Origin of the sequence: Pseudomonas sp. MPFS, assembly GCF_022537035.1 — a bacterium.
GTDB classification, from domain to species: Bacteria; Pseudomonadota; Gammaproteobacteria; order Pseudomonadales; family Pseudomonadaceae; genus Aquipseudomonas; species Aquipseudomonas sessilinigenes.
Genome location: NZ_CP066123.1, coordinates 5,367,221 through 5,393,650, shown reverse-complemented (window position 1 = coordinate 5,393,650; position 26,430 = coordinate 5,367,221). Strand labels below are relative to the sequence as shown.

The following is a 26,430-nucleotide window of genomic DNA, read 5'->3' as shown; positions in this document are numbered from 1 at the left end:
TTATTATGTCGTCACCGATGCTTCGACTTAGTCTTTTAGTAGCAATGTTGCCAAGCATATTCACAAGTCTGCAAGTGTCTGCTGATAGCTCCATCAATTACACTTATACAGCTTTGGGGCAAGTTTCAAGTATCGATGGGCCGCGCACGGATGTTTCCGACGTTACTAGCTACATCTACGACGCCCAAGGCAATCTGACCAAAATCACCAACGCATTAGGCCAGGTTGTAACGTTGGCCAATTTCGATAGCCAGGGGCGCGCGCAGTCGCTGACTGACCCCAACGGGGTGGTTACCATCCTGGGCTATACGCCGCAGGGCTGGTTGGCATCCAGCAGTATTGCCGGCGCCACGACGCATTACGTTTACAACGCCGTCGGCGACTTGACTCAGATTACTGCGGCCGACGGGAGTTTCTTGGCCTACACCTATGACGATGCGCGACGGCTAATTGCGGTGACCAACATCCTGGGCGAGACGCAGAATTACACCCTCGATGCCATGGGTAACCGGACCTCGGTTAAGGTCAAGGATGCGAGCGGCACCCTGACCCGTCAGCAACAACGCACCTACGACGAATTGGGTCGCTTATTCACGCAGGTTGGTGCAGGCGGCCAAGTGACCCATTATGCCCACGACCTTAATGATCAACTAACCCGGCAAACCGATGCGCGCAGCAACACCACTAACCAGGCATTCGATGCACTGGGTCGCGTGGCCCAAGTGACAGACCCCTTGGGCGGCATCACTGCACTGACCTATAACACCGATAACCAGATCACACAGCTGGTCGATCCACGCAGTGTTACGACGCAGTATGTTTACGACGCTGAAGGCCATGTACTGCAGGTCAAAAGTCCTGATGGCGGTACCTCGAGCTTCACCTATGATGCTGCTGGCAACGTCACGCAAAGAACCGATGCACGTGGAGTTGTGACGACCTACCAGTACGACGCGCTCAATCGCTTGGTCGCCAAGCATTATCCAGCGACTCCGACTCTGGATGTGCTCTACACCTACGACCAAACCGATGGTGGAAATCGGGGTATCGGTCGACTGACCAGTACTCAGGACCCCAGCGGAAGCGTGACTTACCTCTACGATGATCGCGGTCAGAGGATCGCCCAGAGCCGCTCCTTGAAACTGGCCGGCTTGAATGTCAACGCCAGCACAACTTCCAGCTACGATGCAGCCGGCCGAGTGATCCAGCAGGGTTACCCCGATAATGTCTCGATAAACTACTCTCGTAACAACGCAGGCCAGGTCACTGCCGTTTCATTCACCCTCAACGGCCAGAGCTTCCCGGTAGTTAGTGGCATCGCCTATGTCCCGTTTGGCCCTGTTAAACAATTGACTTGGGGCAATGGTTTAACCCTTAGTCGAACCTACGACCTGGATTACCAACTGACTGCCCAAACCGTTGGCAGCTGGCAACACCAATACAGCTTTGACCCGGTTGGAAACATCACCAGTCAGCAGAGCAGCCTCTGGGGCGCAGTACAGTACCAGTACGATGCCCTGAACCGACTGACTCGCGAGGAGAGTTCGACCACGCGAAAGGTCTATGCCCTTGATGCCGTCGGCAACCGAACGCAGCGAACCACCACCGATCTAACCTCCGGCACTGTCACCGAAACCCAGACGGCCACTGTGGCGTCGGATAGCAATCGCTTGGCGACCCTTGAGGGGCTGACGCTGCCTTACGATGCAAGTGGCAATCTGCTGCAGCACACCACCGGTTTGCGATACACCTATGATGACAGCGGTCGGATGGCGGCAGTGTATCAAGGCGGTGCTCAGCCTATCGCGGCCTTTACTTACGATAGCCTGGGGCAACGGACGCTTAAAATGACTTACGACCCGGCCAGTGGTGCGTTGGTTAGCAACAGCACTTTCCTGTATGGACCAGATGGTGAGGTAATTGGTCAAGCTGATTACGATGCCAGCGGTAAGCACCTTATCACGCGTTATTGGATTTGGCTGGACGGCATGCCGCTGGCTCAGCTAGAACTAAATTACAGCCAAGGGGCACCGAGCGGTTTTCAACTGGTGTACCTACACTTCGATCACCTGAATACTCTTAGATTGGCCAGCACTAATCAGGGGATTGTCTGGAGCTGGGGCAGCGACGCCTACGGTGCAGCACCGCCCAATGAGGATGTCGCCGGAACCGGTACTGCTACCCATATACCACTGCGCTTTCCTGGCCAGCTCTACGATGCGCAAACGCAACTGAGCTATAACTACTACCGGGACTACGATGCGAACCTAGGGCGATATGTACAGCGTGACCCTATTGGATTGAGAGGTGGTCTAAATACATATATCTATGCAGAATCTAATCCGCTCCGCTACTTAGATGCTTATGGACTAAACTCGAATGGCAGCATTTTTGTTTATGGTCCAGGAGGGGGAGGGGCCGCGGTTGGAGGCGCTGTATTGGGTATTGGTGCGATAGAAATAATTCTCCAACAGCTTTCTCCACCGATGTTAGCAAAACCTATTCAAGGCTCCAAGCCGAAGGGTTGCCCTCCTGGAACTATTCCGATTGATCAATATCCAGGGCTTGGTAAGGATGATCTCCACGGGGTGAAAGATGGTGTGTTTGCTGGTCCTAAGGACTGGACAGGTGTAGCTCCTAATGGAGATGTTATAACTGGTGACTCAGATGGGAATGCGGTAAATAATGGGCCGATCACAGATTATCTACCTTAGGGGGTTGCAATGAGTTCGTGTTCTTTCACAGTGTCACTTCGAGTATCAGGAATTGAGTTTGACCCAGAACTTGTCAGTCATAAGTTGGGGGTTACTCCAAGGTGGAAGCAACTCGCAGGAAATAAAAGAATCGCGCCTAGCGGGAAAGAATTATCTGGTTTTTATGAAGTCAATAAGTGCTCGTATCAGCTTTGTGAAAGGCGTGAAGGCAGTTTGAGTGATTTTATTTCTGAGCAAATTATTAAGCTTGAAAGCTGCTCATTAAGTTTTAGAGAGCTCGCTAAATCAGGGGGGAAGGCAGAGTTTTTTATTGGGTTATATATTTCTGGTAATTCCGGTGAGGTTCTTAAATTTGATGTTTTGGAGCGTTTAGGCGCTCTGGGAGTTGATCTTAGTCTAGATGTTTATAGTTAAACAATAATTAGTATGTTGGGTTAGAATGGATCCTGGAACTTCTCGTCGGGAGAATAACCCTATTTTGATGGTCCTAGCTACCAATGCTGGATCAATTAAGGAATTAGGGGCTATGAAAGTGGCTATTGGAATTGCCAGTGTAAGTAATTATTGAGGCCGCCAAGATGAGAGTTACAAGATTTTTTTACTCCTAATGGCGAGCGTGCTGTCAGGGTGTGGTGTAGAAGACTTATGCTCATTAAAGGTAGCTAGTACGATTGCATCTCCGTCCGGCGAAAAAAAACAATCATTGTGCAGCATGACTGTGGCGCCACCACCTCTATGGCTTATTATGTGCATGTTTTATCCGCTAATGAGGAGCCAAGTGAGGAGAATAGTGTTTTTAAGTCAGACAGAACCGAAGGGATCTCTATCTTTTGGTGGGATGATATGACTTTGGTTGTTTATTGTGATAGGGCAAGAATTTTTAATTTTAAAATTTTTTGGCAGTCAAAAAATAATAAATTTAGAAAAGAGATAAAAATATTGGAAATTCAAAGGGGTAATATTTAGGTCTGTAGCTTGTAGTATTCGTCTTTCGGCATTGTTTTTCTTAATTTGTTGGTTTTTGATATAGGGGTTGGATACAGCTAATTCGCTGCTAAGTTATCTAGGATATGCGATTTCTGTCATTGCTCTAAGTGGGTGTTTGATTGTCATCGAAGGTGAGTATTCAATCAAGGAAGGTCGATTTAGTTTTAGCCCAAAAAGGTAGCGTGTAGAACTTATGGAGCAGAAAGGCATAATGGAGAGAAATAATGCTTTCTCGGAGTTTTTTGAGTGTTGGAATAGTCCTTGGCATGCTCAAGCTGAGCTTGGCTTATGCTGATGGGGCGGCAGATTTTGAGTTTATAGATTATCAATGTACTGGTGATGATTCAGATCAGCCTCACTTCACTTCTGAGTGGAAGGCGGGCATGCAAGAGGTAAGTTTGAGTGCTATTATGAATTGTGCTTTTTCGGCTCAGGCACCGGAGTATCAGATTGGAAATAAAGAAGTAGTATTCAAGTATAGGGCTATCGCCATGGAAAAAGGAGCTTTTGCAGCCTGCGAGTGCTCTCATCGAATAGTTTTCAAGTTGAAGATTGATAAAGGGTTTTCTGTACGGGTATACTAGGATGGTGCAGAGCTGCCAGAAAAGCAGGTAGAGATGAATTAGACGTCGAGTAAGGAGAGGTCTAGTATTCTTGGCGAGACCTAGAGGCGCTAAGAGGAAGTTATGTTTAATCGACGGGTTTGGTTAGGTTTTGCTCTCGCACCTTTGCTGCCCTCAGTATTGTTCTTGATCGTATTTCATTTGTCCGATCCAAGGCAGGCGGCTTTTCTTCTAGTATTTTCAGTGTTGTTTAGCTACTTGCCAAGCCTGCTATTAGGGATACCACTTATGGTTTTTCTGCAAAGCAGAAACTTGTTAAGTATTGTCGGCGTGATTGTATGCGGGTCGCTGCTAGGTGCTATAGTTTTCTATATGTTTGGCTTTGTTTTTTCTTTGCTACTCGGTTCATCCAAGGGCATTGCTCCTGAGTTGAGGGAGATTGTTTCGGGCGTCTTGCTTGGTGCTTTAGTTGCCACATTATTCAGCTTGATAGCTGGTTTTCCACTCCTCAACTCAAAGACTCGATGACCAAAGTTGACGGTGTAGGATCTCGTCTTCCGTCGAAAAGCTTCGAAAGTACGGTGATCGTTCCTTTGAATAATAGGTGGCTTATGATTGTATACATATTGCAGCATGTTTCCGAGTGTGAAGATAGAGAAGATGTTAAGATAGTTGGTATTTATAGTGCTGCTGAGTTGGCGAATGAAGCTGCGTTAAATTTTTCAATGGTGCCTGGGTTTAAGGACTTTCCCCAAGGATTTAGTGTGGATCCCTATGAGCTAGACAGAACTTTTTGGAAAGATGGATTCTGAGGTGGGGCGCAAGCATTTGCAGGTGAGTGATATTTTTTACAATGAAGAAGGATTGGTTTTTACAGGGTATTAGAAGTGTCATAGGTTGAGGGGTTGTCCGTGTACTGACCCGATTTAGTGATTTATTACATTTATTTCTGGATCACCAGCTCTAATTTTAAATAATGGAAGTGGAGACTTCTGCTCGCTTTCCTGTCAGATGACCTTGTGTAAATGCCTCCATGGCATGATCAATAGGCTCTTGAAATTGAGGAAAAAACTCCAAGACCCATTCGCGAAGTTTTCCTATTAAACCACTATCCTCAGCCATCTGCTCCTTTAGAAAAACAGCATAACCATATGACATTGCAAGCACATCGTCGGGAGCAAACAAGCGTAACCACTTCATCATAGAGTCAACATCTCCACCGAAATTCAGCAGTAAGTCTAAGCATCGAATAAGCTGAGCCGATGCATTGTGAAGTGTATATTCGTTAAGCAGTAAGCACCCGGTACAATGATCTGATGCAATGTCTTTCAGAATTTCGAACCCGTCCTCGTCCAATTCGTGAAAATCACCAAGATTATTGTTTTTTATCGATCCCATCTCTGGGTCAAAGAAGGAAAATCGGATTGATCCGGTAGTTATGTCGACAGAGAGAAAAAATACTGGGAGTGGAGAAATCGAAAGATAAGCTTCCGTGCTTTGTTTGATTTTTAGATTGCCAGAAAATTTTTCAGATCCTTTAATCTGGACTTTGAATAATACACCAGTTGCATCTCCCTCAGAGTTGAAAACTTCGACTTCTCCATCAATTCCATAGTCTTTATCCTTTTCTAACCTTCGGTAGACCCATCCTTTGGCAGTAAATGCGCACTCCACCATCGCTTCAGCAAGATTTCCAATAACATGAGAGGGCGGGCGTTTGGGTCTTTTTGCTGACATTGCTTTACCTTACTGTTACGTTAAATTATGCAGGGCTCTTTGATCTGTAGCCTTTGCTTGTGAATATCTGAGTAAAAATCACCCAAAGATAGACGATGAATTTTTAGAGCTGCTTGAAGGCATCGTCGATAAGCGAAACAAGCTTCCTCACCGAGGCACGGAGGCGTTGAAACCGAATATGTTACCTGTCGGTAAAGCCGTAGCTATGATGCTACTTCGTCATTACCCCGAACTGAATACGGCAGCAGATTAGTCGTTATGCATTGGTTTGGAAAATGTCGATTGTACTGCCCAATTTCGAAATGCGTCGTTGTCGTATACGTCTGCTGGAGGCAGTGCTCACAGATCCTCGATAGATGCCAAAGGGGTAGAAAGGTAAGACGTTGTTGCATCAATTTCGAGAGTATCGTAATTACTTTGAAAACCTACACTATGGACGTAGCCAATAAGGTCTTCGTCAGGACCTCTTGCTGGCCCTCGGGCTCTATCAGGTCAAGGCTGACCTGGCGCTTGGCTAACAGCAGTTCCCATAACTGTTGGTCAATGCTGGCCTCTATCAGCGGTATTTTGACAATGACCATGCGCAGCTGACCATTGCGATAGGCTCGGTCTTCGGCCTGATCTTGCTGGCCAGGAGTCCATGGCAGCCCCAGGAAGAACACATAGTTTGCTGCGGTGAGGTTGTTTCCAGTGCCAGCGGCCGATGTGGTGCAAATGAACACGCGGCAGTCTGGTTCCTGTTGGAACCGGTCGATCGCCTTCTGGCGTTTCGCGGGTGAGTCGCTACCTACCAGGGTAACGTGTCCGATCCCTGCTTCTTCGCAGAGTGCTTTCAACGCGGCTACGGTTGGCTTGAATTCGCAGAACAGGATGACCTTGTCGTCTGGGTCCAGCTCGCTGAGCAGATCCATCGCGATGCGGATCTTCAACTGCTCGAGATAGAAGCGCAGCGCTCCAAGCCGGGCGAAAATCGGTTTGTCCTCAAGGCGGATGACATCATATTGGCGCCGCTCCTCATCGCTCATCGCAACCGCCAGAAGTTGTCGTTGCTTACCTTTCAGACCAGGTAAAACATCCTTGCGTCGGCGAAGCATCCAGTCCCCGAGTTGGGCTCGCAGGTTCTGACGAAATTCTGGGCTGCCGGAGAATTGCTCACAGAAATCCTTGAGTGGTAATTGGCCGATTGGGTGCCCAGAAAGCCGCAACAAGGTGTGCAGTTCGGTTTCTCTGTTGAGGATAGGAGTGCCGGTCAACAAGTAGCGGCTGGGGATCTTTGCTGCAATGTCGAAACCGTGACGTGTCCATAGCGCGGTCGGTTCTTTCAGGCGGTGGGCCTCATCGATCACCATCACGGCATACCGCTCAGCGACGGTCACGTAGTCTCCCAGGCGCTCGTAGTTGATGATCATCCACTGCGCCTCAGGGGCGAACTTCTGCTTCGCGACCGTAGCAGCGGGGTATACGGCGTGAATTTCGCGCTCCCAGTTGATGAGCAATGACGAAAGGGTGACGACTAAGATGGGTTGTCCTGCGGCCCTGATGTGGGCAGCAATCACCGCTTGGCGCGTTTTACCCAGCCCCATGTCGTCCGCCAGCAGCGCGCTTGTGCGCTGTAGCAGATGAGCAATACCGGCAGGCTGATGGTCGAGTAAGGAATACCCCTCCAGGGCCTTGGAAATCGCTTGCGCAGAGTATTCGGTGCGCTCGATAGGCGACACCGCTGCCAGGTAGATCTCATTGGAGACATCTTCGGTGCTGGTAGCCTCCGTTGCCTCTTGTGGAGGGCCTCCTAGGCTGATCCTAGGCATACCCTCTGCCGGTGCTACGGAACCATCGTCCAGAAGCTCCTGAACGATATCCAGGAGCTCGATTTGTTCTTCCGCGAGCCCTAGCTCCAGGATGAGGTTGCTTCGAACCAGCTCAGCGGAAGCATCGATGCGCCAGGACGTGGATTTTCCGAGGAACACCCCGCGCATTCGCCTGGCCACGGCCACGACGCCGGGATGGTAGTCACCTGACAGCAGGACTCCCCTTCCAGCCAGCGGCGCAATTCGCAGTTGCATGCCCCAGATGAACGCATCGCGCTGAGGAGATGCTTGAGCCTGTTCCAGTTTCTCTTGAAAGCTCTGCCAGGACTCTGTGAACCGGTCTTGGCCCAGCTCGATGAGTTCGTGGAACACCAGGTCGAGCTCGCTGTTTAGTTTGTTCTTGGGGATCCTCCAATGTCGGTTGAGCGGATGTTCGCCACGGCGGATGAAGAATCCACCACGACGGAGTAGCACCTTGTTTGCCCCTTCGATGAAAGGCATCTGAATCCCGAAGTCATATCCGTCAAACACGGCTTTCTCAATGAGTACGGGCTGTCTGTTCATCATGCGAGGGCGGTTCATGGGCGGCCCACCAGGTGACGGTCAACCCAATTTGCGACCTTTTCCTCCAGCAACTCTTGTCTCGATGAGCGTGTATATCGAGCCATTCCTCGGGTCAGGTTCGGCCAGCTCAGATTGGAAGTGATTGCTCCTGAGTTCAGTTGAGTGAGAAACCAGTCAAAAGCTGTTTTCGCGGGAGTACCAGTTGAGACTGGTTCATTACGGTGGGCTCGTAATTGTGCGCAGAGAACCCTGGGGTTTTTCGATGAGGATGTAGTCTTTTTATCAATGCGTAGTTCTGCTGTAGCAAGGGAGTTGCTGTTGTGGCGTAGAGAAATTATTCGGCAGTCTCCCCTGTATGTGGAGTAGTCGTAACTTCCCACGCAATGACGCATCCTGAGTTCTTCTTCAAATAAGTCATTTGGACAGAGAAGTTCAACGATTTCAATTCCGTTGGGGCAGGTGATAGGACCGCTCAACAATAATGGTGGCCATTCGAAAAGCTCATCGGCTTCTTCCAGGGCTCCAAGTGCGTTATCAATCTGGGCGCGGATTCTGGGTAAGTCTTGGTGAAACAATTCAACCTTATTTGCAATCTCTGCATAATTGCTTCTTAGGAAGAAGTCACTGACTTTTTTTCTCGCATCCAGTTTCTTGTGTTCGAGATTTCTATAAATCTCGGTGTAGTCCTTGATGCCTGCAATTACATAGGGCCAAGTGGAGTCATTCCAGGAGGTCGGGCATCCTTTGAATAGTAGATTCAGATTTAACTTCTGCTGACTTACATGAGAGAGGATTTGATAAGGCAGTTGTTGGATAAGATCCAGAAACACTTTCCAGTCTGAGCGGTTCCGGGGCCGTCTATTACCGGCAGTCGCGCCGAGTAATAGGTGATGCCACCCAGCATTGCGACCCTCACGCTGCAACTGCGATAGAGCACCGCCTATGTGTCCAGGGCGACAGGTGCCGAGAAAGCGGATTGATGATTTGGGGGCCTTGAATAGCCAGGACAGAACATCAGAAATTGAGATCCCCTGGTCTGCGGCTGCGCCGATGAGGTTGGCTTCTGCACCTGGAGTGATTGTGCCGTGAGTAGGGGTCAACTCTTGTACTGTGGGCCAAGGTGGGGCTTCGTAATTGAGTTCTCCTTGAGTTGGCCACAGGGGTAAATCGTCGCTGGAGTAGCTCAGGATGACTATCAGTGGAATCAAGACTGGTTGAGCTTTGAGCGCTTGGAGACGTCTGGTCTGATCGCCAGCGGCCAGCCAGTTATAGACCCTGGGATCAGGGCATCGAGCAGATCGAAGCGCAAACAAAATCGCAGGGTCAAGATGTGAGCAGAAGGCTTTGATAGAGCTTCCAATCTGCTTCATGTAGAAGTTCGTGCGCGGCCGGGTGTAACGTCTGTGCGGCCCCCTCACTTCATCGCTCTGCAGCGTAACGCCTGCAAAAGTTTCACCAAGGTCCTCCTGGACAAGCTGCTGCCCCAAATGTCGAGCGCTCCTGCAGAACGAGGTCAAAACAGCACCGGCGCTTATCCTCCTCAAATTTTCAAGCCGCCCTGCCAAGCCTAGGACTGCTCGGCTCGAGGGCGTACTCAGCGGGATCCGACTCTGCTTGGTAATGATTGCTGCCTTTATGGACCTACCGTCGAACCATTGCAGCATGCTACCGAGTCGACAGATCACCAGTGTTTGCCCCTGGTGCACAACCGATGTCGTCCAGCAGCGAGTTGAACTTGTAGAGCGCAGGTAGTCGCGCAAAAACTGGCGGCGTCGTGCTGCCGGGATGCAAAAATGCTCGGCCCAGGTACTGGCTACCGCGACCTGCTTGGCCGAGTAGCACTTTAAGGTTGGGTCGGCTTCGAAAGGGTGGGTGGTGTCTTGCGGTGCTTCCATGGGCTCGCTCCTCGAGGAGCGAGCAGGTTCGCAGCCCGTATTGGACCCAAACAGCGGAAATGGATAACGGAAGGCCTGGGCATTCCTGGCTAGAGCCCTCTGGCCTTAGTCAGGTCGGGTTTTCCTTTGACCGATGGGTAACTGACCTTGCATCCCGTATCCCGGTACCCGGAACACGCCCAGAAGTCATACCCGCCTTCACCTCGTTTCTGTCGTCTGACCAGGTGCTTGCCGCATTTGCCGCACAGGTACTGATGCTCCGGCTCTGTCGTTGTTGAGGCGCTCGAGCGTGCTGGTTGCATACGGAGTGAAGGAGCGTCTTTGAGCGATGACAGTTCCCTCTGCAGGTGTTCGTAAAACTTGGAAACCACCGCGTTGTAGGTACTCTGGCCGTCAGCAATCTTGTCCAAAGCCCGTTCCATGCTGCTGGTGAACTGGGTCTGCACGAAGCTAAACCGGCCTTCGAGTTGGGCAATGGTCTGCTCGCCGAGCGGACCAGGTACAAGCTTTCGATTCTCCTCAATCACTTGGGATCTGCTGGTGATGTTCTTGATGATCGAGGCGAAAGTTCCCGGCCGCCCAATGCCCTGACGCTCGAGCTCCTTGACCAGGCTGGCTTTCGTGTAGCGCGGCGGTGCCTTGGTTTTCTGGTTCAGCACTTCGCCATTCAGCACCGGCAAGATCTGCTTTGGCTCCAGCTTTGGGATCTCGTTGTTGGCTGCTTCAGCGCCTTCTTCATCCGTGTCGTCTCCCGCCAGAAGTTGCATCCATCCGCGGTAAGCAACAGTCCGACAAGATCCACTGAACCGCAGAGGGCGTTGATCTGGGCCTTTCGCCAAGAGCTTCACAATCCTGGCGTCATAGATGGCATCAGCGAGCTGACTTGCCAGAGCCCGGATCCGGATGAGCTTGTACAGCTGACGCTGCTCATCATCCTCCCCTGCAACCTCGTCAGCCCAGGTCGTTGGGGCGATCGCGGGGTGGCCCAGCTGGGCTCCCTCAACTGCCCTAAACTCCCTTCGCTTCTCAACCGCTGGTATACCAAGAGCTTGTGCAACAGCGCGGATGTCACCCATGACATCGTCACCGACGTTCGGGTTGTCTGTTCTGTGGTAGGTGATCACGCCCTGTTCATACAGCCTCTGAGCGATCTGCATGGTCTTGTCAGGGTCCCACTTCAACGCAACGCTCGCCGCTTGTTGAAGGGTTGAGGATATGTAGGGAGGGTAGGGGGCTCGGCGTTCCTTGGAATCTTCGCAGGACTCCACAATGACGTTCCTGACCCCGGCGACCTGTGCAGCCAGGGTGCCATCCTGCACATACGGGTGTTCCTTGGAGGCGAAGTCTGGAACGGTCACCCAGTCAGCCATCCAGGAGCTACTAGTCATTTGGTTCTGGAACTGCAGGCGAACGCCAAAGTGATGAACGACCTTGAAGTTGCGGATCTCGCGCTCTCTCAACACCACTAGGTAAACGGCAACCGACTGCACCCTGCCTGCTGTTGTGGGCAGTCCAAGCACCCTCCGTAGCTCACCAGTCACCAGATAGCCAACGAGCCTATCGAGGACTCGCCGGCACTCCTGGGAAGCCACCAGCTGGGCGTCAATCTTGCGCGGATTGGCCAGCGCCTCCTTCACCCGCGATTGGGTGACCTCGTTGAAGGCAATGCGCTTGTAGTCGCGGATCCGCAGTGTCTGCTGGATGTGCCAAGCGATACTTTCACCTTCCCGATCGGGGTCAGTTGCGATGTAGATTTCTGTTGCCCGGGCAAGAGCTGCGCGCATCGTCTTGATCCTGCCGGAACTCTTGTCCCTGATCGTGTACACGGGGCGCAGGTCCCTGAGCACCCCGGCAGTAATCATCGTGTCGTCGTGTCCCTTCTCGGGAAGATCCCGTATGTGGCCGCCACTGGCGACCACCTCCCAATGCTCGCCCGGCCGTAGTTTCTTGAGCATCGGGGCCAGCTTTTTCAGCTTGCCCGGCGCTTCGATGATCATGAGCTTCATGTACGTCCCCGTAGTCGTATTCAGGACGCACTGTTGCCTGCGGGTAAACGGCCCACAACGTGAAAAGGGTTCTTGAGGAGGGCTTAATTTGTGGATCAGCTAAACGCAAATGTCAGCTGCTGGGCGCGCTTGTACCCTTTCAACCAGGAGCTGAGCATGGCGGGGTGCTTGTAGGGGCAGGCATGGACAGGGAACCCTTTCTGCGCGGCTGCTGCTCCAGCGGCTTCAACAGTGGGGTGGGGATTGTTGAACTTACGCCTGTCAATTTTGACTCGGGCAGGCTGGTCAGTCATCACAGCGTCCTCTCGGTCGTGCCTGGCGATCTACGAACAGGATGATCTTGCCAGCAGTAGGTTCGCGATGTGGCGCGATTTTTTGCTGTAAGCGCTCCACATGCCCACAAGATTAACGTAGAAGGCCGGAGTTGCCAGCGAGAAAGTACTCCTTGGATAGAAGTGTTTTTAACCTCTTCTCATGAAGTTTCGTCATCGTAGAGTTTTATGTTTTCATTGTGAGGAAAATTACGTCTGGTGAACAGTAGCGAAAATTATTGAGGATTAATAATGGATCTGTTTAATATTTCAAATCAGCTGGATCGTGCCAAAAGACTTTCAAGCTCTAATGATGAGGCAGATTTCAAATACGCATGCTTGGAACTCCGGTTTTGCTTAGAAATCGTAGCCTATCGCCAGCTTGAGCAATACGATGATGTTATACCTGGTGTGCTTGCCAATGAATGGCGCGCAGATAAGATCATCAAAACTCTAGCCTCATTTGACCCCACGTCTGACCAAAGTGGGGATATTTCTATTGGTGAAGGAACAGATCCAGATGTACTACCTGAAATATGGCACAGTATCGGAACAGTGCAATCAATAAAATGGAAAAAATTCCAGAAGTACTACAATAAGCTTGGGTCGTTTCTACATGCTCCGAAAGACCCTGCAGCTAGCCCACCAAATAATTCTTCTCTTGATGAGATTATTCGAGAACTTGAGCGAGTTACAGCTAGTACAGCAATCGTCGCATTCAAAAATGTACGACATGCAGACTGCCCTAAGTGTGGGAATAAAGTGTACGCAGGTGACGGCGAGTTCGAAGGTAATGAGATCGTCGTGTGTGGCAATAACAAGTGCGGTCAATTGTTCCAAAAAATGATCGACGAACAGGGAAACAAAGTACTCACTATTGTGGATACCATATTTTTCAAATGCGCGTGCGATGCACGTATTCCTGTGCGGCTGGACACAATATGGAAACCTTTTAATTGTGGAGCCTGCTTCAAAAAATTTCGAGTGAGCCTAGGCTGCTCGGCCATCGTTGAGCTGGACTGAAGCGACTATTAAAAGGCCCACGCAATGCAGGCCTTTTCTTGCTGGTGTTCCGGCCGCAACACTCAGCCCGAGCTGTCCTGCAATGGAATCTGACGTAGCTTGTCTACGAACTCCAGGGCTGTGAGTTTCCCGTCAATGCGGTCCTCAAGGATGTCTGTCAACAGGGCCTGCTGGTCCTTTGACAGCTTGCGATAGAGCTCCAGTAGGTCTGATTCGCTTGGGTTTCGTTTATGAGACATGGGACCAATGTTCTGTCGAGAGATAACGGCGAAAGCTCCTGCCACATAGGCTGCACGAAGAACGCCTCCAATGTCCCTATTGGAGGCGCAAGTGTGAAACAGGCAGGTTTATCGGTGAAGGATAATCACGGATTGACGTCCTTGTCACCAGAGGCTGCACGAATGGCGCGTCAAAATTAAGGAGGGGGTCACACAGGAATATCGTCATCAAACCCATTGCCGTATTGGCTCAGGTCGTCAGTGTGTTGTACTGATTGTTGGGCTGGGTTCTGCTGGCGTTCCGGTCTGCTGTTTTGCTGTGTGTTTTGCCGCTGGCCGGTATTGCTCGATTGCGTCATGGTCACCTGGCTAACCCGGTGAGGCAGGATACCCACACGGCTCGCTTCGACCTTCAGTGCCCAAACATCCTCCCCAGTTTCCTTGTCCTTCCATGTGTCCATGATGGCTCGCCCCGTGACGACGACTCGCATGCCTTTGCAGAACAATTGAGCAAACCGCTCGGCATCGGGATGCCACCATTCAACGTTCGCCCAAAAACCACCGCGGTCCTTGTAGCCACCGGCGCCGTCGGGAATCGAGTTGTCGAACATCACATTCAACCGCAGCAGTTGCCGCGGCTCGTTGTTGCCGTTGGAGAAGGATTTGTGTTCCGGCGGATTGCCGATGTTGCCTTCCCAGACTACGGGAGTACCCATGGTGTCTTCCTCAGTGTGTTGATTTGGGGGAGTAAGGTGTACGGAGGGCGTTGCGAGTGAGGTAACCAAGAAGGTCCCGGGCATGGCGCGAAGTTTCGGCCAGCTTGTCGGACATGTGACTCTTGAAAACCTCGCTGGTGAGCTTCTCGATGCCTTTGTCATACAGCGAGTTGAAGAGCAGCTCGGCGTCGTGTGAGGAGCGAAGGAGACCGTAAAGAAGATCTTTCGCTACTGAGGTGCCTGCAACCCCAGGAAGAGATTTGGCTGCAGTACCTTCACCGATCATTTGCCCCTGCAAAAAACTGATCGCTTTTTCCGTCTGTTCAGGCGTGGCCTGGTCAAGAGACTCGAGGTTCAGATAGTTGATGACCACCTGTTCGGTGTCGGGGCTGGGTGGTTGGTTGAGTTCACGATGTCGCATGAGCTCGAGAGTTTTCAGGGCGAAGTTGAGCAGATGTTTATGGCTGAGGATCTCGGGTTGCTCGATGAGCACCTGCTCCATCTTGTTGAAGGCGTTGAGGTAAGAGATCTTCCAGCGCATGGCTTCTGTGCCGGTAAAACCCATGCAGAGAAGGGTGAAACCATCGCGAGTCATCCGGTAGTACGGCTCGGGTTTGTTATTAGAGCCTGGTCGTGAACACTCCTCAAAATTGAGGAGTGTAAAGTCATCAGGGCATTCAAGGTTTTTGATATCGCGCATCACATTGTCGTGCCGCTTACGAAAATGCTTGGCCACATCCAGGCTGGTGGTGGTGGCTTTGCCGTCAACGAACTCCACCGCGACCTCTTGAGGGCTTGCGTTGGCATTGGTACTGACGGTTTTTGGGGTTTTATAGGGGGTGGTCATGCTGGTCTCTCCGATTGCGATGGTTTCTGGTGGTGTGTGAGCTGCTGCAGTCGAGCCTGATATTCGGCCTCGGCCTGACCCATCTTTGTTGCGCACTCGGCGGCCTGCTTGCCGATGAAGTGGACAAGGCTGATTTGCATATTCAATGTGATTCGGTGTTGCTCCAGGGCAAGCAGGTCCTGCAGCAAGTTGGCTGGTGTCTTGGGGTGTTGAACCATTGCCGCCCATACACCGAACCCCATGCGCCGGTCTTGAACGCTTTGCCAGCGCAGGAAAGTTGTGCCAGCCGATGTGTTCTGCTCGATGAGTCGAACGGGTAGAAGGGCGAATGGATGTTCGCGGACCTGGGCGAGCACCTCATGAACTAGAGCGCGCAAACCTGCCTCCAGTGCTGTGCATTGCTCGGCTAACTGGTCCAGCTCCCCCTTACCTTTAAAGGGCTTTAAAAGGCCTTTTAGTGAGGCACCTTGTTGCAGCCCCTGATAGGCACCCTGTTGCAGAGGTTTGAAGGCACCCTGTTGCAGGTTTCCCAAGGCGCGGCCACCGATGCTTTGGGTCATTCCTCACCTTCATCAAAAGGCTCAGCTTCGAGTCGTTCGGACAAGGTCGGTTGGCCACGTCGGATCTCGGGCGCGAAGGACGAGCGGCGAGTCCCTTCAAGGATGTCTTGAGGGATCTCGCCGGCCCGTTGGTACATCTGCCGGGCCTGCTCTGCCCGGGCGTTATTGGCTGCGAAGTCATCGCGGCTTGCACCTGAGAAACGATATTGCTGGGCCAGTCCAAACAGGCTGCGCAGGATATGAGCCCCGTCATCGATCCAGACTTCCCCATCCCGTCTACCAATAAGGCCGACATGCTTGGCCAGCAGAATGCGGCGCACGATCTCGTCGTATTTGGTCAGCAGGTAGACCGACTTGAAGCCCAGGGGGTTGGAGATGAAGAGGGGCAGTTTCATGGGATGAGTCGACAGGTTGGTGCCGATGTCGATCATGGCCGGTAGCTGGGCCATGACATCATCGAGGCGCTTATCGATCTCTGTCAGGGCTGCATCAGACTCGGCGATCTTGTCTTCAATCCGGATGATCCACCAGTCCGAAAATGGGTCGTCCTGACTGGCACCACGGTCCATCTGATTGACTCTGGAGCAGAAGCCGGCGAGCCCAAGGATGCTGTTCTTGGATTCGCTTTGCTGGCGTCCCAGCCAGATCCTTGCAGCGTGATGCGTGTGAAGGGTCAGTTGAACCTGGCTCCGAAGGGAGCCGATGTTGAGCTGAAAGTTGTCAGCCATGGGCATGGATTCCTTAACATTGAATAAGGTGGGAATACCAGCCCATGCTGCTTTTGTAGGAATGCGCGTGCAGTAGTAAATGGATAGCTGAGGTGTTTAGGTTTTGGGGATAGGCGTGTGTATCGCGCCGCTTACCACTGGAGCGCTCAGGAGATTACTCTCCTGGTGAAGTGTTGCGGCCCACAACACCTGCACCACGTCGATGGTTAGTCTTGATAGTTGTTGCCAATGGAAACAACTGGTGCTCAGCAAACTTAGGGCATGCTGAAGCATTGCCAGATTGTCCAAGAGTTACGTATACGGGGAACCGTCTTTGTGTGTGAACTGCCACTTGCCGTCCGTCCCCGCGACTGCCTGAATGTCATCACAGGGATATGACACACTGTCACCAGGACTTCGATCGCCTACCTCGAGAATCACACAGTCGTGATTTGAGTGATTCTCCAGATGGTGAGCAAGGCCCCCGTGAGGAAAGCCGGCAACCATCCCAGGCTTAAGGGGGAATATCTCACTACCCCTGTGTAGCGTTGGTGTGCCCTCAAGGATGTAGATGAATTCATCCTGCTGGGTGTGTCGATGATGTAATGCCGACACACATCCTGGAGGAAGGCGGACAATATTGACTCCGAAATTCTTGAGCATGAAAAGATCGCCTAGAGGTTGTTTTGTGCGACCACTCATCCATGATGCGAAAGGTTCGGGATAGTTGCTCGGACGGTTCCTTAGCGGTGCATCAGCAGCAAAGATCGGTAATGTCTCATCTAGTACTGACATCATTGCTCCTTAATCAATATCAATTGATCAGAAATTTTGTGTTCTTTCAGTACAGCGCAAATCTTCACCATATTCTATGGACGTCAACTATTCCCTTAAATCAGAGAAAACAATGCGTTGTGTCGTTGGATATGAATCATTCTGGTGAAAACTAGAAGGTGGTTGCACGAAGGGACACTGTAGACTAATTACGATAATCCAATCTTGGTGAAGTGGTGCGGGCCGCACCACTTGGTCGGCGCCGGTGGCTGGCCTGGAGTGTTGCCAGTGGCACCACCGGAGCGCTCATCAGATTCCGGTCCTGGAGGAGTGGTGTGGCCCACACCACTGACACCACCGGAGCGCTCAGCAGATTCCGGTCCTTGCGAAGTGGTGTGGGCCACACCACTTGGTCGGCCCCCTGTGGCTGACCTTGGCAGTGTTGCCACTAGCAGCACCATAGCGCTCAGCAGGTTCCGGTCCTTGTGGAGTGGTGTGGCCCACACCACTGACACCACCGGAGCGCTCAGCAGATTCCGGTCCTGGTGAGGTGTTGCGGGCCGCAACACTTGGTCGGCGCCGATGGTTGCCCCGGCCAGTGTTGCCAGTGGCAACACCAGAGCGCTCGGCGGATTCCGGTCTTGGTGGAGTGGTGTGGGCCACACCACTGGCACCACCGGAGCGCTCACCAGATTCCGGTCCTGGTGGAGTGTTGTGGCCCACAACACTTGGGCGGCCCCCGGTGGTTGACCTTGGCAGTGTTGCCACTAGCAGCACCATAGCGTTCAGCAGATTCCGGTCTTGGTGGAGTGGTGTGGCCCACACCACTGACACCACCGGAGCGCTCACCAGATTCCGGTCCTGGTGGAGTGTTGTGGCCCACAACACTTGGCTTGGCAGTGTGGCCACTGGCAACACCAGAGCGCTCACCAGATTCCGGTCCTGGTGAAGTGGTGTGGGCCACACCACCTGGTCGGCGCCGGTGGCTGGTCTGGATTGGTGCTAGTGGCACTACCTGAGCGCTCGGCGGATTGCGGTTCTGATGAAGTGTTGTGGCCCACAACACTTGCTCTCGGCTCAGTTGAGCGACCTGATCAGTAATACACAGTAGTGAATCGCTTATCGAAGCTATGCCCTCACCCACGACGTCTACTACCGCGGATGTTCAGCAGTTGCTGTAAACCACTTAGCGCCAGTTGGGCGGCCTGAGTCGCCTCAGGGGTTGGAGGTTTGTTGGCAAGTTGAACGCTCTGTTTAACCTCCGCCGGCAGGGCAGTGGTTGGAGGGGCTGCTGGAGCTACGATTGGTTGCCAGTCAGAGTTGAAGTCCCCACGTTTTGCTTTGTCAGCAAGGGTCTTGAGGTAGGCCAGGGGCTTGCTCAGTCCGCCCAATCTGTGGGACCACTGGTTGATCACTGCATCGCGTAATGGCTCAGGTACTGACTGCATGATCACTCGAACTTTCCCTCGAGTGTCAGGTGGCAGCGATTCGAGAGCGATGAGCCAATTTGCGCCGATGGAGTCTTGGTCTTGTACAAAGCTTTTAGATACAGACTTGTTTGTATTTGTATACGTACTATATGAGTTCGGATTCCGAACTGAGTCCGAACTCGGCTGTTTTCCACTGAGTTCGGAATCCGAACTGAGGGGTAGAGCGGTCTGTTTTCCTGAGTTTTCACTGAGTTCGGAATCCGAACTCAGACCAGACGCGGCAATATCTGACTGAGTTCGGATTCCGAACTCAGGTGCAGGAATCGCTTCAAGCTGACTTTTTACTGCCCAAGGTTGTGCGTTTAGCCGATCGCTTATGGTCTCGATGCGAGAGGGAAGGCGGCGGCCGACATCAGCATCATCGGTGAACTCTCGCCAGGTCATTGCTGCGACTTCTTGGATCGCTCTGTTCTGATGTTCTTTAGACTGCATGAGCAATGTCATGTAGTCCTTATCGAACTCCAAGGCTTCGGCTGGCGTGACTGGTTCGTCATGCAGTAGATAAACGTTACCCTGCACCTGACCGCTGATCTCGTTGCGTACCTTGCGGCCAAGGCTCAACCACCTAGTAAGCCGAAGTACAGTTAGTGCCTTCGCAACGGTTTCACGTGAGGCATGTTTACCAGGTGTCATTCCAAGATATGGACGAAGCTGGTCATATGTTGGAAACGCGGTTATGCCGTCTTCATTGATGAGCAAGCGAAACACTTGCCAGCAATTCCGCTCCAACGGAGTTAAACGGTCATCGAGGAGGAGTTTGCGCGGTACGGTTTCGTGCGGGTTACCACTAAAAATAACGCCCGCGTAGGTAGTCGGTGATGCAGTGTTGAGAGCGACATCTTCAGCTTTCTTTTTCAGCAGGTGTGCCTCGAGGTGACCCGAGGCAGAATCGAGTAGCGTAGAAATGGGGAACCGAGCAAGCTTCATTGCGTATGTTCGCCTTGCTCAAGTCGCCTCGCTTGCCGATCTCGATGGTTGTTCTCGGGGTAGATGCGGTTTTCAATCCAGTGGGTAATGAAGGACCAGATCTGGGCCAGTGTTAACCCGTCAGCGATTAACTCTTCCGCTACCAGCATTGCAATATCGAGCATGGCCAGGCTGTCCTCTAGAGAAACCTGGTTTTGCTTCATCAAGTTAGTCCAGCGATACCAGATCTGATGTTCCTGATCCTCCGAGACGGCCGGCCATCGGCCATGTGGGGCTTTGACGCCGATCACTGCTCTCTGCAACGCAATTTCCTGCGGCGAGAGCCCAAAGAAGTTTTTGAGTAACTTGGTAGTCGCACCCAAACGAATTGCTCGCTCAATAACACGCGCTTCTTCTTCAGTCCGAGCTGCATTCGACAGCAGCTTCTGAATCATTGAACTGTTGATGCTGACGTTTACCCAGGTGACCGGCGTATTGCGAAGTAGGCTCAACACTGTCGGGTGCTGGATTTGGCCCAGCACCTCAGGTTCTAACCCCATTTCCCTACAACGTTGCAACTGGCCGTTGCGCACCAGGTCGAGAAGCTGAGACAGAACAGCCTCATTGATCGTTGACTTGGTCATGGACCCCCTCCTATTCATCCCATCCGGATTGTCCGGACCTGGCCTACGCGGACTGCTTGATCTCAATGTCGATCAATCGGCGTGCAAGTCGGATGATTCTGAAAAGCTTCACTAGAGCGCCGTCGCTAATGCGACCTTGATCGTTAGGCTCAAGATCTTTTGTTGCCGGTTGACCGATGAGCAGTTGGCCCAGGCCAGCTGCAAACTCAAAGTCTTCCAACGAGCTCAAGTCCGCATCATGACTCTCCCTGATCATTTGCAATGCGATTGCAACAGTCCCACTTAACGATTGGAGAAGGGTCATGGTGTGCACAGCCGTGGCAGTGACTTCAGACTCCTCAGTTGGCTGTCTGTAGGAATATCCAATGCCGGCTGGAATTTCGGTAATTTGCCCTGGGGCATTCACCGACTCTTGAATCTCCAACGCGAGTTGTGCGATGTGTTTTCTGAGCTGTTCCGACGAATCAATCTCGCGTTCGATGTACCAGAGGTCACTGATCGGATTGAGCCCGCCCGCTTGCACTGGAATCGATTGAAGGCAGTTGGAGTTGAAGTCGGGCAACTGCTCACCTTCGATTGCGGCCAGCTTTTTTTTCATCTCGATAACTCGAGCCGTCTGGGTAACGGGCGAGGCGATATGTCCATCTATACGAGCCTGCATCTCCTCGGGTGAAGGAGACGGTTCGTTTGGACCAGAACTCGACTGGCTGGTATTTGGGCGAGAGGGTTGATTGTTTCCTGGAGCCGTGGATCCTTGAGGTGAGGGTGCTGGTTTCTCGCTCGGCGCCGACTGCAGAGGGACAGCGGCTGGCACGTGGTCGTTGGTTGGCAGTTGAACAACTGGGGTAGCGCGTCTTAGTTGATCTTGTTCTTGAGTGATTTCTAACAGGATGTCCTCATAGCCCAGTGGAAGGGACTTTTTCATTGTCCCAATGAGTTCATCCTGGAAGCGCTGATACAGAAACTCTTCTACCTCCCCGTCAAACTGAGCCAATACATCTTGGAACAACATCTCAAAGTCAACACCAACGCCTATGTAGTGCTTGTTCCAGCAGAGCGAAGATGTTTTTCTCAAGGCGAGGATCTTGGTTATACGGTCATAACCAAGGCCGGAATAGAGTAGGTTGGGAACGCAAGGTAATAGGTGCTGAATAGTATCCAACATCCTGCTGATGTGAGAGTGTGAAATCGGATATCCATCCTTCGTCAACCGACGAGCCAACTCCCGGATCCCAATAGACTCCCCTGTTTCTGATTCGTACAGAGCTTTAGCCCGGCCTACCCCAACTGCACGTTCGATGAATTTGAGCTCGCCCTTGAGGTCTTCGGCCAAATGGCCCGTGAGCATGACGATCTCACCTCGAGCCTGGTCCCAAGGCCTGAACAGCAGATTGATCCGGTAGTACTGCTCATCACCGGTTTCCTGGTAGAGCTCTTTCAGAATTGAGATGCGCGTATTACCGCCGTTGCGGATCCGATACTTCTCTTCACCTGGTCGACGAGTTACGGGTGGAGGTGTGTCCAGCCCCCGATTACGGATCGACTCCTTGATCTCGTCATACTTTGGGTTACGGGTCGTCCTTGGGTTGTCCTCCCAAGGCAGTACCTCATCGATGGTAGCCACGATTGGAGTATCGGCTAAGGGATCGCTGAGGACCGTTGTAGCAGCAGAAGGGGAGAAGCCCGGGGCTAATAGTCGTGCTTTAAGATCTGTCACGTTACACCCCCGCGCTGGAGTTCATAGCAGGGAATGACGCACCCGGAGTACCGCACTTGAACAGCTCCAGAATCTCCTGGACGTCTTCAGTGGTAGGGGAGTTGGCTTGAAGCAGCCGATCAATGATCCTGTATGCGCGCTCAAGATCTGCCTGGAGCGGGTTGGCTGCATCAACCTGGCCGACCAGGAGTGATTGTTCCAACCGGTTAATAATCTCGCTGTTCATGGAGCGGGTGTTTTCCCGTGCGACCTGGGCAATACGATCACGCATACCATCAGGAAGTCGGACGACGAATTTGTCTGCAGTGCGGGAAGTAGTCTGGTCCATACAATTTCTCCTGATGATCAACGGCGCTTGAGCTGATCGACGAGCTGGGTAGGAAGATTTTTGATAGTCAATGCGCCGCTATCGGCGTCGTAGATCACATTCGTGTCTAGAAGGTGAGCTTCGAAAGTGATGGACAGGCCCTCGGCGCGGCCGGTGAAGCGGCGGAACTCGTTGAGGGTGCGCTTGTCTGCCGGGAATTCCGTCGACAGGCCGTAGTCCTTGTTGCGGATATGGTCGTAGAACGCCTTCGGCCGGTCTTCGTCGATCAACTCCGACAGCTCTTCCAGGCCCACCGGTTCGCCGAGCTTGGCCTGGCTGCTGGCGTAGTCCACCAGGGTCTTGGTCTTCTCTCGCGCCGAGTCCTCGGGCAGGTCTTCGCTTTCAACGAAGTCGCTGAAGGCCTTGAGCAGGGTGCGTGTCTCGCCTGGACCATCAACGCCTTCCTGGCAACCGATGAAGTCGCGGAAGTATTCCGTGGACTTTCTGCCGTTCTTGCCCTTGATGAACGATATGTACTGTTTGGACTGCTTGTTGTTCTGCCACTCGGAGACGTTGATCCGCGCCGTCAGGTGCAGTTGGCCCAGATCCAGGTGACGGGAGGGCGTCACGTCCAGCTGGTCGGTCACCGCCACGCCTTCGCTGTGGTGCAGTAGGGCGATGGCCAGGTAGTCGGTCATGCCCTGTTGGTAGTGGGCGAACAGCACGTGACCGCCCACCGACAGGTTGGACTCCTCTATCAGTTTCTGCAGGTGGTCCACTGCCTTGTGACTGAAAGCTGTGAAGTCCAACTCTCCGTTGAAGAACTCCTTCAGCCAGCCGCTGAGGGGAAAGGCACCGGACTCTGGATGGAAAAGGCCCCAGGCCTTGCCCTGCTTGGCGTTGTAGCTTTCGTTGAGGTCGGCGAGCATGTTCTCGATGGCCGCGGACTCTGCCAGCTCCGAGTCGCGGGCGTGCAGAACCGCTGGGGTGCCGTCAGGCTGCTTGTCGATGTGATGGATAATGAGGTGACGAATTGGCATCAGCTGATTTCCTTCGAAAGTGGAGTGGTGCGGTCCGCACGGCGCAGGCGTGCTCGAGCATTTCGCTCTGATCTGTGATCGCCCGGTGTCGCGGACGTGTAGATGTCAGAGCAACCTGTCTTTTTGAATCTGAGGTGCCCCCCTGCCGAGCGGGAGACGTCCCAGCCATTGCTGATCGCAAACTCGACGAGATGGCGTAAGCGTTCGTGTACCTTCGGGGGCCTACTCATGAAGTTTTGTCCTGAGTTGGTTCCCTGCTTGTATGGCAATAATTTCTGGATCGTGGCCTGGGTACTTCGAGCCGAGATCCATGAGGAAGAACCTCGCGGCCTCTCTATCGCCAGGTATGCGAAACGCAACTGTGCAGTATTGAGTGATGGCGTCATCATCCAGTCGCGGAAGAACCGTGACCTTCATCGAGCACTCGAACAGGTGCCGCGGTACCCACACCGACCAGAAGTAATTCGACAGAAGCGGGCCTGGGCACAGAAGGGCAACCTCCAGTGTTCCGGATGAAGTTGGGATCAGACGCACATAGCCAAGGTTCTCCATCTCTGCGAAGTTGTCGCACATGGCTCCAGGAACGATCGTGCTATGGTCACGTACCAGCCTGGTTATCGCTTGTGAAAGCAGATCCAGCTCCACTGCATTCACACCTGCTCTATGAGCGTGTACTAGTGCCGACTGATTGAACTCAGCGTCGGCATGGATCTTAGGAAAATAGGTGGTGCTACTTCTCATCTAGCACCTCCTGCAGTGGCTCGACGTCGTAGCTATTGCACAGTGGGCAGATCCACACCTCGGTCTCATCACAAAACTTGTGTGGCTCTGGAAGCCAGTGCTGAACTTGCTTGAGGGAGTGATGGGTGTTGCATGATCGGCACCAGTGAGTGAGTGCGCTTATGCTTTGCGAGGTCATGCGCAGCCTCCTTGCCAACTGGCAGGGGCCAGATTTTCGAAGCGAGTCTGCTGTGGGATGAAAGCTGCCCGTGCAAAACCGACCGGTCCCTGGCGTTGTTTGCCGATGATGATTTCGGCGATGCCTTTATGCTCGGACTCCGGGTGGTAATACTCATCTCGGTAAACGAACATGATCACGTCAGCGTCTTGTTCAATAGCACCGCTTTCGCGCAAATCAGCGTTGACTGGGCGTTTATTTGGACGTCCCTCAACGCTCCGGTTGAGTTGAGAGAGGGCAATAACTGGGCAGTCCATTTCTTTGCCAAGCGCTTTCAGTGAACGAGAAATCACACTGATTTCGTTGTTCCTGTTTTCCTCACCTACCGCGCTCATTAGCTGCAGGTAGTCGATGAGGATCAGCTTTGGCTTGCCGAAGCGCCGGCTTGCCCTCCTGGCCTTTGCCCGTAGCGCAGGTGGGGTCAGTGAGCTGCCGTCATCAATTACAAGCCTATCCCCGAAGCCATTAAGCTGATGGACTGCATTTGTTAGCTTCGGCCAATCCTCATCCTCAAGCTTCCCCTTTAAGAGCTTGGTCAGATCTACGTGGCCGATGCTGGAGATCAAACGAAATAGCAGGGCCTGGGCCGGCATTTCGATGCTGTAGACCTGGACCGATTCATTGTCTGAGCATTGACGTAAAGCCGCGTGGACGAACTTTAAGGCTAGAGCCGTTTTTCCCATCGACGGCCTGCCGGCAAGAATGATGAGGTCGGTCGGTTGAAAACCTGAGGTCATCTCGTCTAGATCGTCGATTCCGGACGACACTCCGGTCACAGTCACATTCCCGTTGAAATGCTCGTCAATCTTGTTGACCACCTCTCCGAGGGCTTGGTTGACGTCGACGAAGTCGGAGCGTGTTCTGTTCTGAGCGAGTGCAAAGAGTTGCTGCTCGATCGATTCCTGGACGTCAGTAGCTACTGCTGTGCTTTCAGCAGCGTCGCGAGAGCATTGGTAGCCGAGGGACATGAGACTGCGCAGGTGAGATCTGTTCCGAACGATTTCTGCGTAGCGCTCGATGTTGGCCACTGATGGAGTATTTCTTGCGAGATCTCCAAGGTAGGCCAGGCCACCAACTTCCTCTGGTTGAGACATCGACTCGGATACCGTCACGATATCGAATGGATGATCCTTATCGGCTAGGGAGGCTATGGCCTGGAAAATCAACCGATGCTCACGTTTGAAGAAGTCTTCAGGCACAAGCAGGTCGGCAATGAGATCCCAAGTATTGTTGTCGAGCATCAGACCGCCCAGGACACCCTGTTCGGCTTCTGTCGAATGAGGCGGCGTAAAGTCAAGAGGGTTCACGGAGTGACCTCCCGGCGTGCCCAGAAGCAGTAGGGTCCGCCTTCTTCAGTGTCATGAATAGCCAGGCAGAACCAGCCCTCGCCGGCAGGCATAGAGGGCTCCCAGTAACTGCAGTCGGGACTATCAGAACTGAAATAGCGATCGGCAATTTCTTCAGGCGCGTCTGTTTCAAGACTGACTGAACAGATTTCTAGGCCTTGCTCCTGCAGCCAGAGTTTGGATTTGTCAGGATCTTCGTCAAAGTTTGGAAGGTCGGGATGGGCGAACATCCCCTCTTCATCCCGATGAACAGGGTAGGGCTGGATCAACTGCATCCGATCGAGTCGCTCGATCTCCGCAAGGATTAGAGCCCCCGCTTTCACCAGATCGCGGCGACGGTCATCGCTGGGTTTGAATGTCTTTTTGTCCCATGGCCAGGCACTGCTGCTGCATCCAGGCTTTCCTGCCAAGACTGCGTACACCGCAGCGGCTTCTGCCAGCTCGTTTCGCACATACACGTCATCACGATGGATGGAGTAGCCTTCCTCTGTCACCTGGCGGTGACGCTCTGCGATCACGCTGTGTGCTGCCTTGTTCATACGAAGACCTTCGGGCATGGTGTGTCCTCTCAGTGCATGGGAGGTTGGGAGCA

The 26,430-nt window shown here is 52.7% G+C and carries 25 protein-coding genes; 6 read left to right on the top strand and 19 right to left on the bottom strand.

Annotated elements, in window-relative coordinates; all coding sequences use genetic code 11:
- Nucleotides 1-5 precede the first annotated feature (5 nt).
- The 5 genes from I9018_RS24665 to I9018_RS24645 all read left to right on the top strand — a co-directional run bounded on the left by I9018_RS24665 (nt 6) and on the right by I9018_RS24645 (nt 5,076).
- Nucleotides 6-2,714: an RHS repeat-associated core domain-containing protein gene (locus I9018_RS24665; RefSeq protein ID WP_241107743.1), complete on the top strand. Its 2,709-nt coding sequence runs from the start codon at nt 6-8 to the stop codon at nt 2,712-2,714.
- Between the two features lie 9 nt (nt 2,715-2,723).
- Nucleotides 2,724-3,128, top strand: a complete 405-nt coding sequence (locus I9018_RS24660) for a DUF4279 domain-containing protein (protein ID WP_241107742.1) — start codon at nt 2,724-2,726, stop codon at nt 3,126-3,128.
- A gap of 797 nt (nt 3,129-3,925) precedes the next feature.
- Entirely contained in the window at nt 3,926-4,285 is a 360-nt protein-coding gene (locus I9018_RS24655; RefSeq protein ID WP_241107741.1) for a hypothetical protein, read from the top strand.
- A gap of 102 nt (nt 4,286-4,387) precedes the next feature.
- Nucleotides 4,388-4,792, top strand: a complete 405-nt coding sequence (locus I9018_RS24650; protein WP_241107740.1) for a hypothetical protein — start codon at nt 4,388-4,390, stop codon at nt 4,790-4,792.
- Nucleotides 4,789-5,076 (top strand): hypothetical protein, encoded by a 288-nt coding sequence (locus I9018_RS24645; protein WP_241107739.1) that lies wholly within the window; start codon nt 4,789-4,791, stop codon nt 5,074-5,076. Before I9018_RS24650 ends, I9018_RS24645 begins: the two co-directional genes overlap by 4 nt.
- A gap of 157 nt (nt 5,077-5,233) precedes the next feature.
- Here I9018_RS24645 and I9018_RS24640 read toward each other — a convergent pair whose 3' ends face one another.
- The 5 genes from I9018_RS24640 to I9018_RS24620 all read right to left on the bottom strand — a co-directional run bounded on the left by I9018_RS24640 (nt 5,234) and on the right by I9018_RS24620 (nt 12,567).
- Nucleotides 5,234-6,001 (bottom strand): DUF4365 domain-containing protein, encoded by a 768-nt coding sequence (locus tag I9018_RS24640; protein ID WP_241107738.1) that lies wholly within the window; start codon nt 5,999-6,001, stop codon nt 5,234-5,236.
- A gap of 425 nt (nt 6,002-6,426) precedes the next feature.
- Nucleotides 6,427-8,391, bottom strand: a complete 1,965-nt coding sequence (locus tag I9018_RS24635; protein WP_241107737.1) for a DEAD/DEAH box helicase — start codon at nt 8,389-8,391, stop codon at nt 6,427-6,429.
- Nucleotides 8,388-10,268 (bottom strand): PcfJ domain-containing protein, encoded by a 1,881-nt coding sequence (locus I9018_RS24630; RefSeq protein WP_241107736.1) that lies wholly within the window; start codon nt 10,266-10,268, stop codon nt 8,388-8,390. Before I9018_RS24630 ends, I9018_RS24635 begins: the two co-directional genes overlap by 4 nt.
- 89 nt (nt 10,269-10,357) lie before the next feature.
- The gene (locus I9018_RS24625) at nt 10,358-12,274 is read right to left on the bottom strand and encodes a DNA topoisomerase (RefSeq protein ID WP_241107735.1); all 1,917 of its coding nucleotides are present in this window, start codon (nt 12,272-12,274) and stop codon (nt 10,358-10,360) included.
- 95 nt (nt 12,275-12,369) lie between these two features.
- The gene (locus I9018_RS24620; protein WP_041774418.1) at nt 12,370-12,567 is read right to left on the bottom strand and encodes a CrpP family ICE-associated protein; all 198 of its coding nucleotides are present in this window, start codon (nt 12,565-12,567) and stop codon (nt 12,370-12,372) included.
- Nucleotides 12,568-12,837: 270 nt separating this feature from the next.
- Here I9018_RS24620 and I9018_RS24615 point away from each other — a divergent pair, with 270 nt between their 5' ends.
- A complete protein-coding gene (locus I9018_RS24615; RefSeq protein ID WP_241107734.1) occupies nt 12,838-13,608 on the top strand; it encodes a hypothetical protein in 771 nt (256 codons plus the stop codon).
- A 427-nt stretch (nt 13,609-14,035) separates the two neighbouring features.
- Here I9018_RS24615 and I9018_RS24610 read toward each other — a convergent pair whose 3' ends face one another.
- The 14 genes from I9018_RS24610 to I9018_RS32795 all read right to left on the bottom strand — a co-directional run bounded on the left by I9018_RS24610 (nt 14,036) and on the right by I9018_RS32795 (nt 26,395).
- On the bottom strand, nt 14,036-14,542 hold the full coding sequence (locus I9018_RS24610; protein WP_241107733.1) for a single-stranded DNA-binding protein: 507 nt from the start codon (nt 14,540-14,542) through the stop codon (nt 14,036-14,038).
- Between the two features lie 10 nt (nt 14,543-14,552).
- Entirely contained in the window at nt 14,553-15,389 is an 837-nt protein-coding gene (locus I9018_RS24605) for a Rha family transcriptional regulator (RefSeq protein WP_241107732.1), read from the bottom strand.
- A complete protein-coding gene (locus I9018_RS24600; protein ID WP_241107731.1) occupies nt 15,386-15,949 on the bottom strand; it encodes a DUF3158 family protein in 564 nt (187 codons plus the stop codon). Before I9018_RS24600 ends, I9018_RS24605 begins: the two co-directional genes overlap by 4 nt.
- On the bottom strand, nt 15,946-16,677 hold the full coding sequence (locus I9018_RS24595; protein ID WP_085597419.1) for a PFL_4669 family integrating conjugative element protein: 732 nt from the start codon (nt 16,675-16,677) through the stop codon (nt 15,946-15,948). Before I9018_RS24595 ends, I9018_RS24600 begins: the two co-directional genes overlap by 4 nt.
- 291 nt (nt 16,678-16,968) lie before the next feature.
- Nucleotides 16,969-17,319 carry a cupin domain-containing protein gene (locus tag I9018_RS24590; RefSeq protein ID WP_241110196.1) on the bottom strand — a complete coding sequence of 117 codons (351 nt, stop codon included), beginning with the start codon at nt 17,317-17,319 and terminating at the stop codon, nt 16,969-16,971.
- 1,247 nt (nt 17,320-18,566) lie between these two features.
- Nucleotides 18,567-19,847, bottom strand: coding sequence for an STY4528 family pathogenicity island replication protein (locus tag I9018_RS24585; RefSeq protein WP_241107730.1), 1,281 nt, complete (start codon nt 19,845-19,847; stop codon nt 18,567-18,569).
- Nucleotides 19,844-20,470 (bottom strand): DUF2857 domain-containing protein, encoded by a 627-nt coding sequence (locus I9018_RS24580; RefSeq protein WP_085597417.1) that lies wholly within the window; start codon nt 20,468-20,470, stop codon nt 19,844-19,846. The genes I9018_RS24585 and I9018_RS24580 overlap by 4 nt, the downstream gene beginning before the upstream one ends.
- A gap of 43 nt (nt 20,471-20,513) precedes the next feature.
- Nucleotides 20,514-22,187, bottom strand: a complete 1,674-nt coding sequence (locus tag I9018_RS24575) for a ParB family protein (RefSeq protein WP_241107729.1) — start codon at nt 22,185-22,187, stop codon at nt 20,514-20,516.
- Between the two features lies 1 nt (nt 22,188).
- A complete protein-coding gene (locus tag I9018_RS24570) occupies nt 22,189-22,515 on the bottom strand; it encodes an Arc family DNA-binding protein (RefSeq protein ID WP_065365352.1) in 327 nt (108 codons plus the stop codon).
- A gap of 17 nt (nt 22,516-22,532) precedes the next feature.
- A complete protein-coding gene (gene yejK, locus I9018_RS24565; RefSeq protein WP_241107728.1) occupies nt 22,533-23,534 on the bottom strand; it encodes a nucleoid-associated protein YejK in 1,002 nt (333 codons plus the stop codon).
- Entirely contained in the window at nt 23,534-23,764 is a 231-nt protein-coding gene (locus I9018_RS24560; RefSeq protein ID WP_241107727.1) for a type II toxin-antitoxin system HicA family toxin, read from the bottom strand. The genes yejK and I9018_RS24560 overlap by 1 nt, the downstream gene beginning before the upstream one ends.
- Entirely contained in the window at nt 23,757-24,275 is a 519-nt protein-coding gene (locus I9018_RS24555) for a hypothetical protein (RefSeq protein WP_241107726.1), read from the bottom strand. Before I9018_RS24555 ends, I9018_RS24560 begins: the two co-directional genes overlap by 8 nt.
- 174 nt (nt 24,276-24,449) lie before the next feature.
- Nucleotides 24,450-25,799, bottom strand: coding sequence for a replicative DNA helicase (gene dnaB, locus I9018_RS24550; RefSeq protein ID WP_065365356.1), 1,350 nt, complete (start codon nt 25,797-25,799; stop codon nt 24,450-24,452).
- Nucleotides 25,796-26,395 carry a hypothetical protein gene (locus I9018_RS32795; RefSeq protein WP_346780093.1) on the bottom strand — a complete coding sequence of 200 codons (600 nt, stop codon included), beginning with the start codon at nt 26,393-26,395 and terminating at the stop codon, nt 25,796-25,798. The genes dnaB and I9018_RS32795 overlap by 4 nt, the downstream gene beginning before the upstream one ends.
- Nucleotides 26,396-26,430: the final 35 nt, after the last annotated feature.

What these genes read in the sequence shown, in the direction of transcription:
- I9018_RS24590 (WP_241110196.1), bottom strand. Translation starts at nt 17,319, where the DNA reads ATGCTCAAGAATTTCGGAGTCAATATTGTCCGCCTTCCTCCAGGATGT.
- I9018_RS24645 (WP_241107739.1), top strand. Translation starts at nt 4,789, where the DNA reads ATGACCAAAGTTGACGGTGTAGGATCTCGTCTTCCGTCGAAAAGCTTC.
- I9018_RS24660 (WP_241107742.1), top strand. Translation starts at nt 2,724, where the DNA reads ATGAGTTCGTGTTCTTTCACAGTGTCACTTCGAGTATCAGGAATTGAG.
- I9018_RS24605 (WP_241107732.1), bottom strand. Translation starts at nt 15,389, where the DNA reads ATGACCACCCCCTATAAAACCCCAAAAACCGTCAGTACCAATGCCAAC.
- I9018_RS32795 (WP_346780093.1), bottom strand. Translation starts at nt 26,395, where the DNA reads ATGCCCGAAGGTCTTCGTATGAACAAGGCAGCACACAGCGTGATCGCA.
- I9018_RS24595 (WP_085597419.1), bottom strand. Translation starts at nt 16,677, where the DNA reads ATGGCTGACAACTTTCAGCTCAACATCGGCTCCCTTCGGAGCCAGGTT.
- I9018_RS24580 (WP_085597417.1), bottom strand. Translation starts at nt 20,470, where the DNA reads ATGACCAAGTCAACGATCAATGAGGCTGTTCTGTCTCAGCTTCTCGAC.
- I9018_RS24560 (WP_241107727.1), bottom strand. Translation starts at nt 23,764, where the DNA reads ATGAGTAGGCCCCCGAAGGTACACGAACGCTTACGCCATCTCGTCGAG.
- I9018_RS24635 (WP_241107737.1), bottom strand. Translation starts at nt 8,391, where the DNA reads ATGAACCGCCCTCGCATGATGAACAGACAGCCCGTACTCATTGAGAAA.
- I9018_RS24655 (WP_241107741.1), top strand. Translation starts at nt 3,926, where the DNA reads ATGCTTTCTCGGAGTTTTTTGAGTGTTGGAATAGTCCTTGGCATGCTC.
- I9018_RS24615 (WP_241107734.1), top strand. Translation starts at nt 12,838, where the DNA reads ATGGATCTGTTTAATATTTCAAATCAGCTGGATCGTGCCAAAAGACTT.
- I9018_RS24665 (WP_241107743.1), top strand. Translation starts at nt 6, where the DNA reads ATGTCGTCACCGATGCTTCGACTTAGTCTTTTAGTAGCAATGTTGCCA.
- I9018_RS24650 (WP_241107740.1), top strand. Translation starts at nt 4,388, where the DNA reads ATGTTTAATCGACGGGTTTGGTTAGGTTTTGCTCTCGCACCTTTGCTG.
- I9018_RS24620 (WP_041774418.1), bottom strand. Translation starts at nt 12,567, where the DNA reads ATGACTGACCAGCCTGCCCGAGTCAAAATTGACAGGCGTAAGTTCAAC.
- I9018_RS24610 (WP_241107733.1), bottom strand. Translation starts at nt 14,542, where the DNA reads ATGGGTACTCCCGTAGTCTGGGAAGGCAACATCGGCAATCCGCCGGAA.
- I9018_RS24630 (WP_241107736.1), bottom strand. Translation starts at nt 10,268, where the DNA reads ATGGAAGCACCGCAAGACACCACCCACCCTTTCGAAGCCGACCCAACC.
- yejK (WP_241107728.1), bottom strand. Translation starts at nt 23,534, where the DNA reads ATGCCAATTCGTCACCTCATTATCCATCACATCGACAAGCAGCCTGAC.
- I9018_RS24585 (WP_241107730.1), bottom strand. Translation starts at nt 19,847, where the DNA reads ATGAAGCTTGCTCGGTTCCCCATTTCTACGCTACTCGATTCTGCCTCG.
- I9018_RS24640 (WP_241107738.1), bottom strand. Translation starts at nt 6,001, where the DNA reads ATGTCAGCAAAAAGACCCAAACGCCCGCCCTCTCATGTTATTGGAAAT.
- I9018_RS24625 (WP_241107735.1), bottom strand. Translation starts at nt 12,274, where the DNA reads ATGAAGCTCATGATCATCGAAGCGCCGGGCAAGCTGAAAAAGCTGGCC.
- I9018_RS24570 (WP_065365352.1), bottom strand. Translation starts at nt 22,515, where the DNA reads ATGGACCAGACTACTTCCCGCACTGCAGACAAATTCGTCGTCCGACTT.
- I9018_RS24555 (WP_241107726.1), bottom strand. Translation starts at nt 24,275, where the DNA reads ATGAGAAGTAGCACCACCTATTTTCCTAAGATCCATGCCGACGCTGAG.
- I9018_RS24600 (WP_241107731.1), bottom strand. Translation starts at nt 15,949, where the DNA reads ATGACCCAAAGCATCGGTGGCCGCGCCTTGGGAAACCTGCAACAGGGT.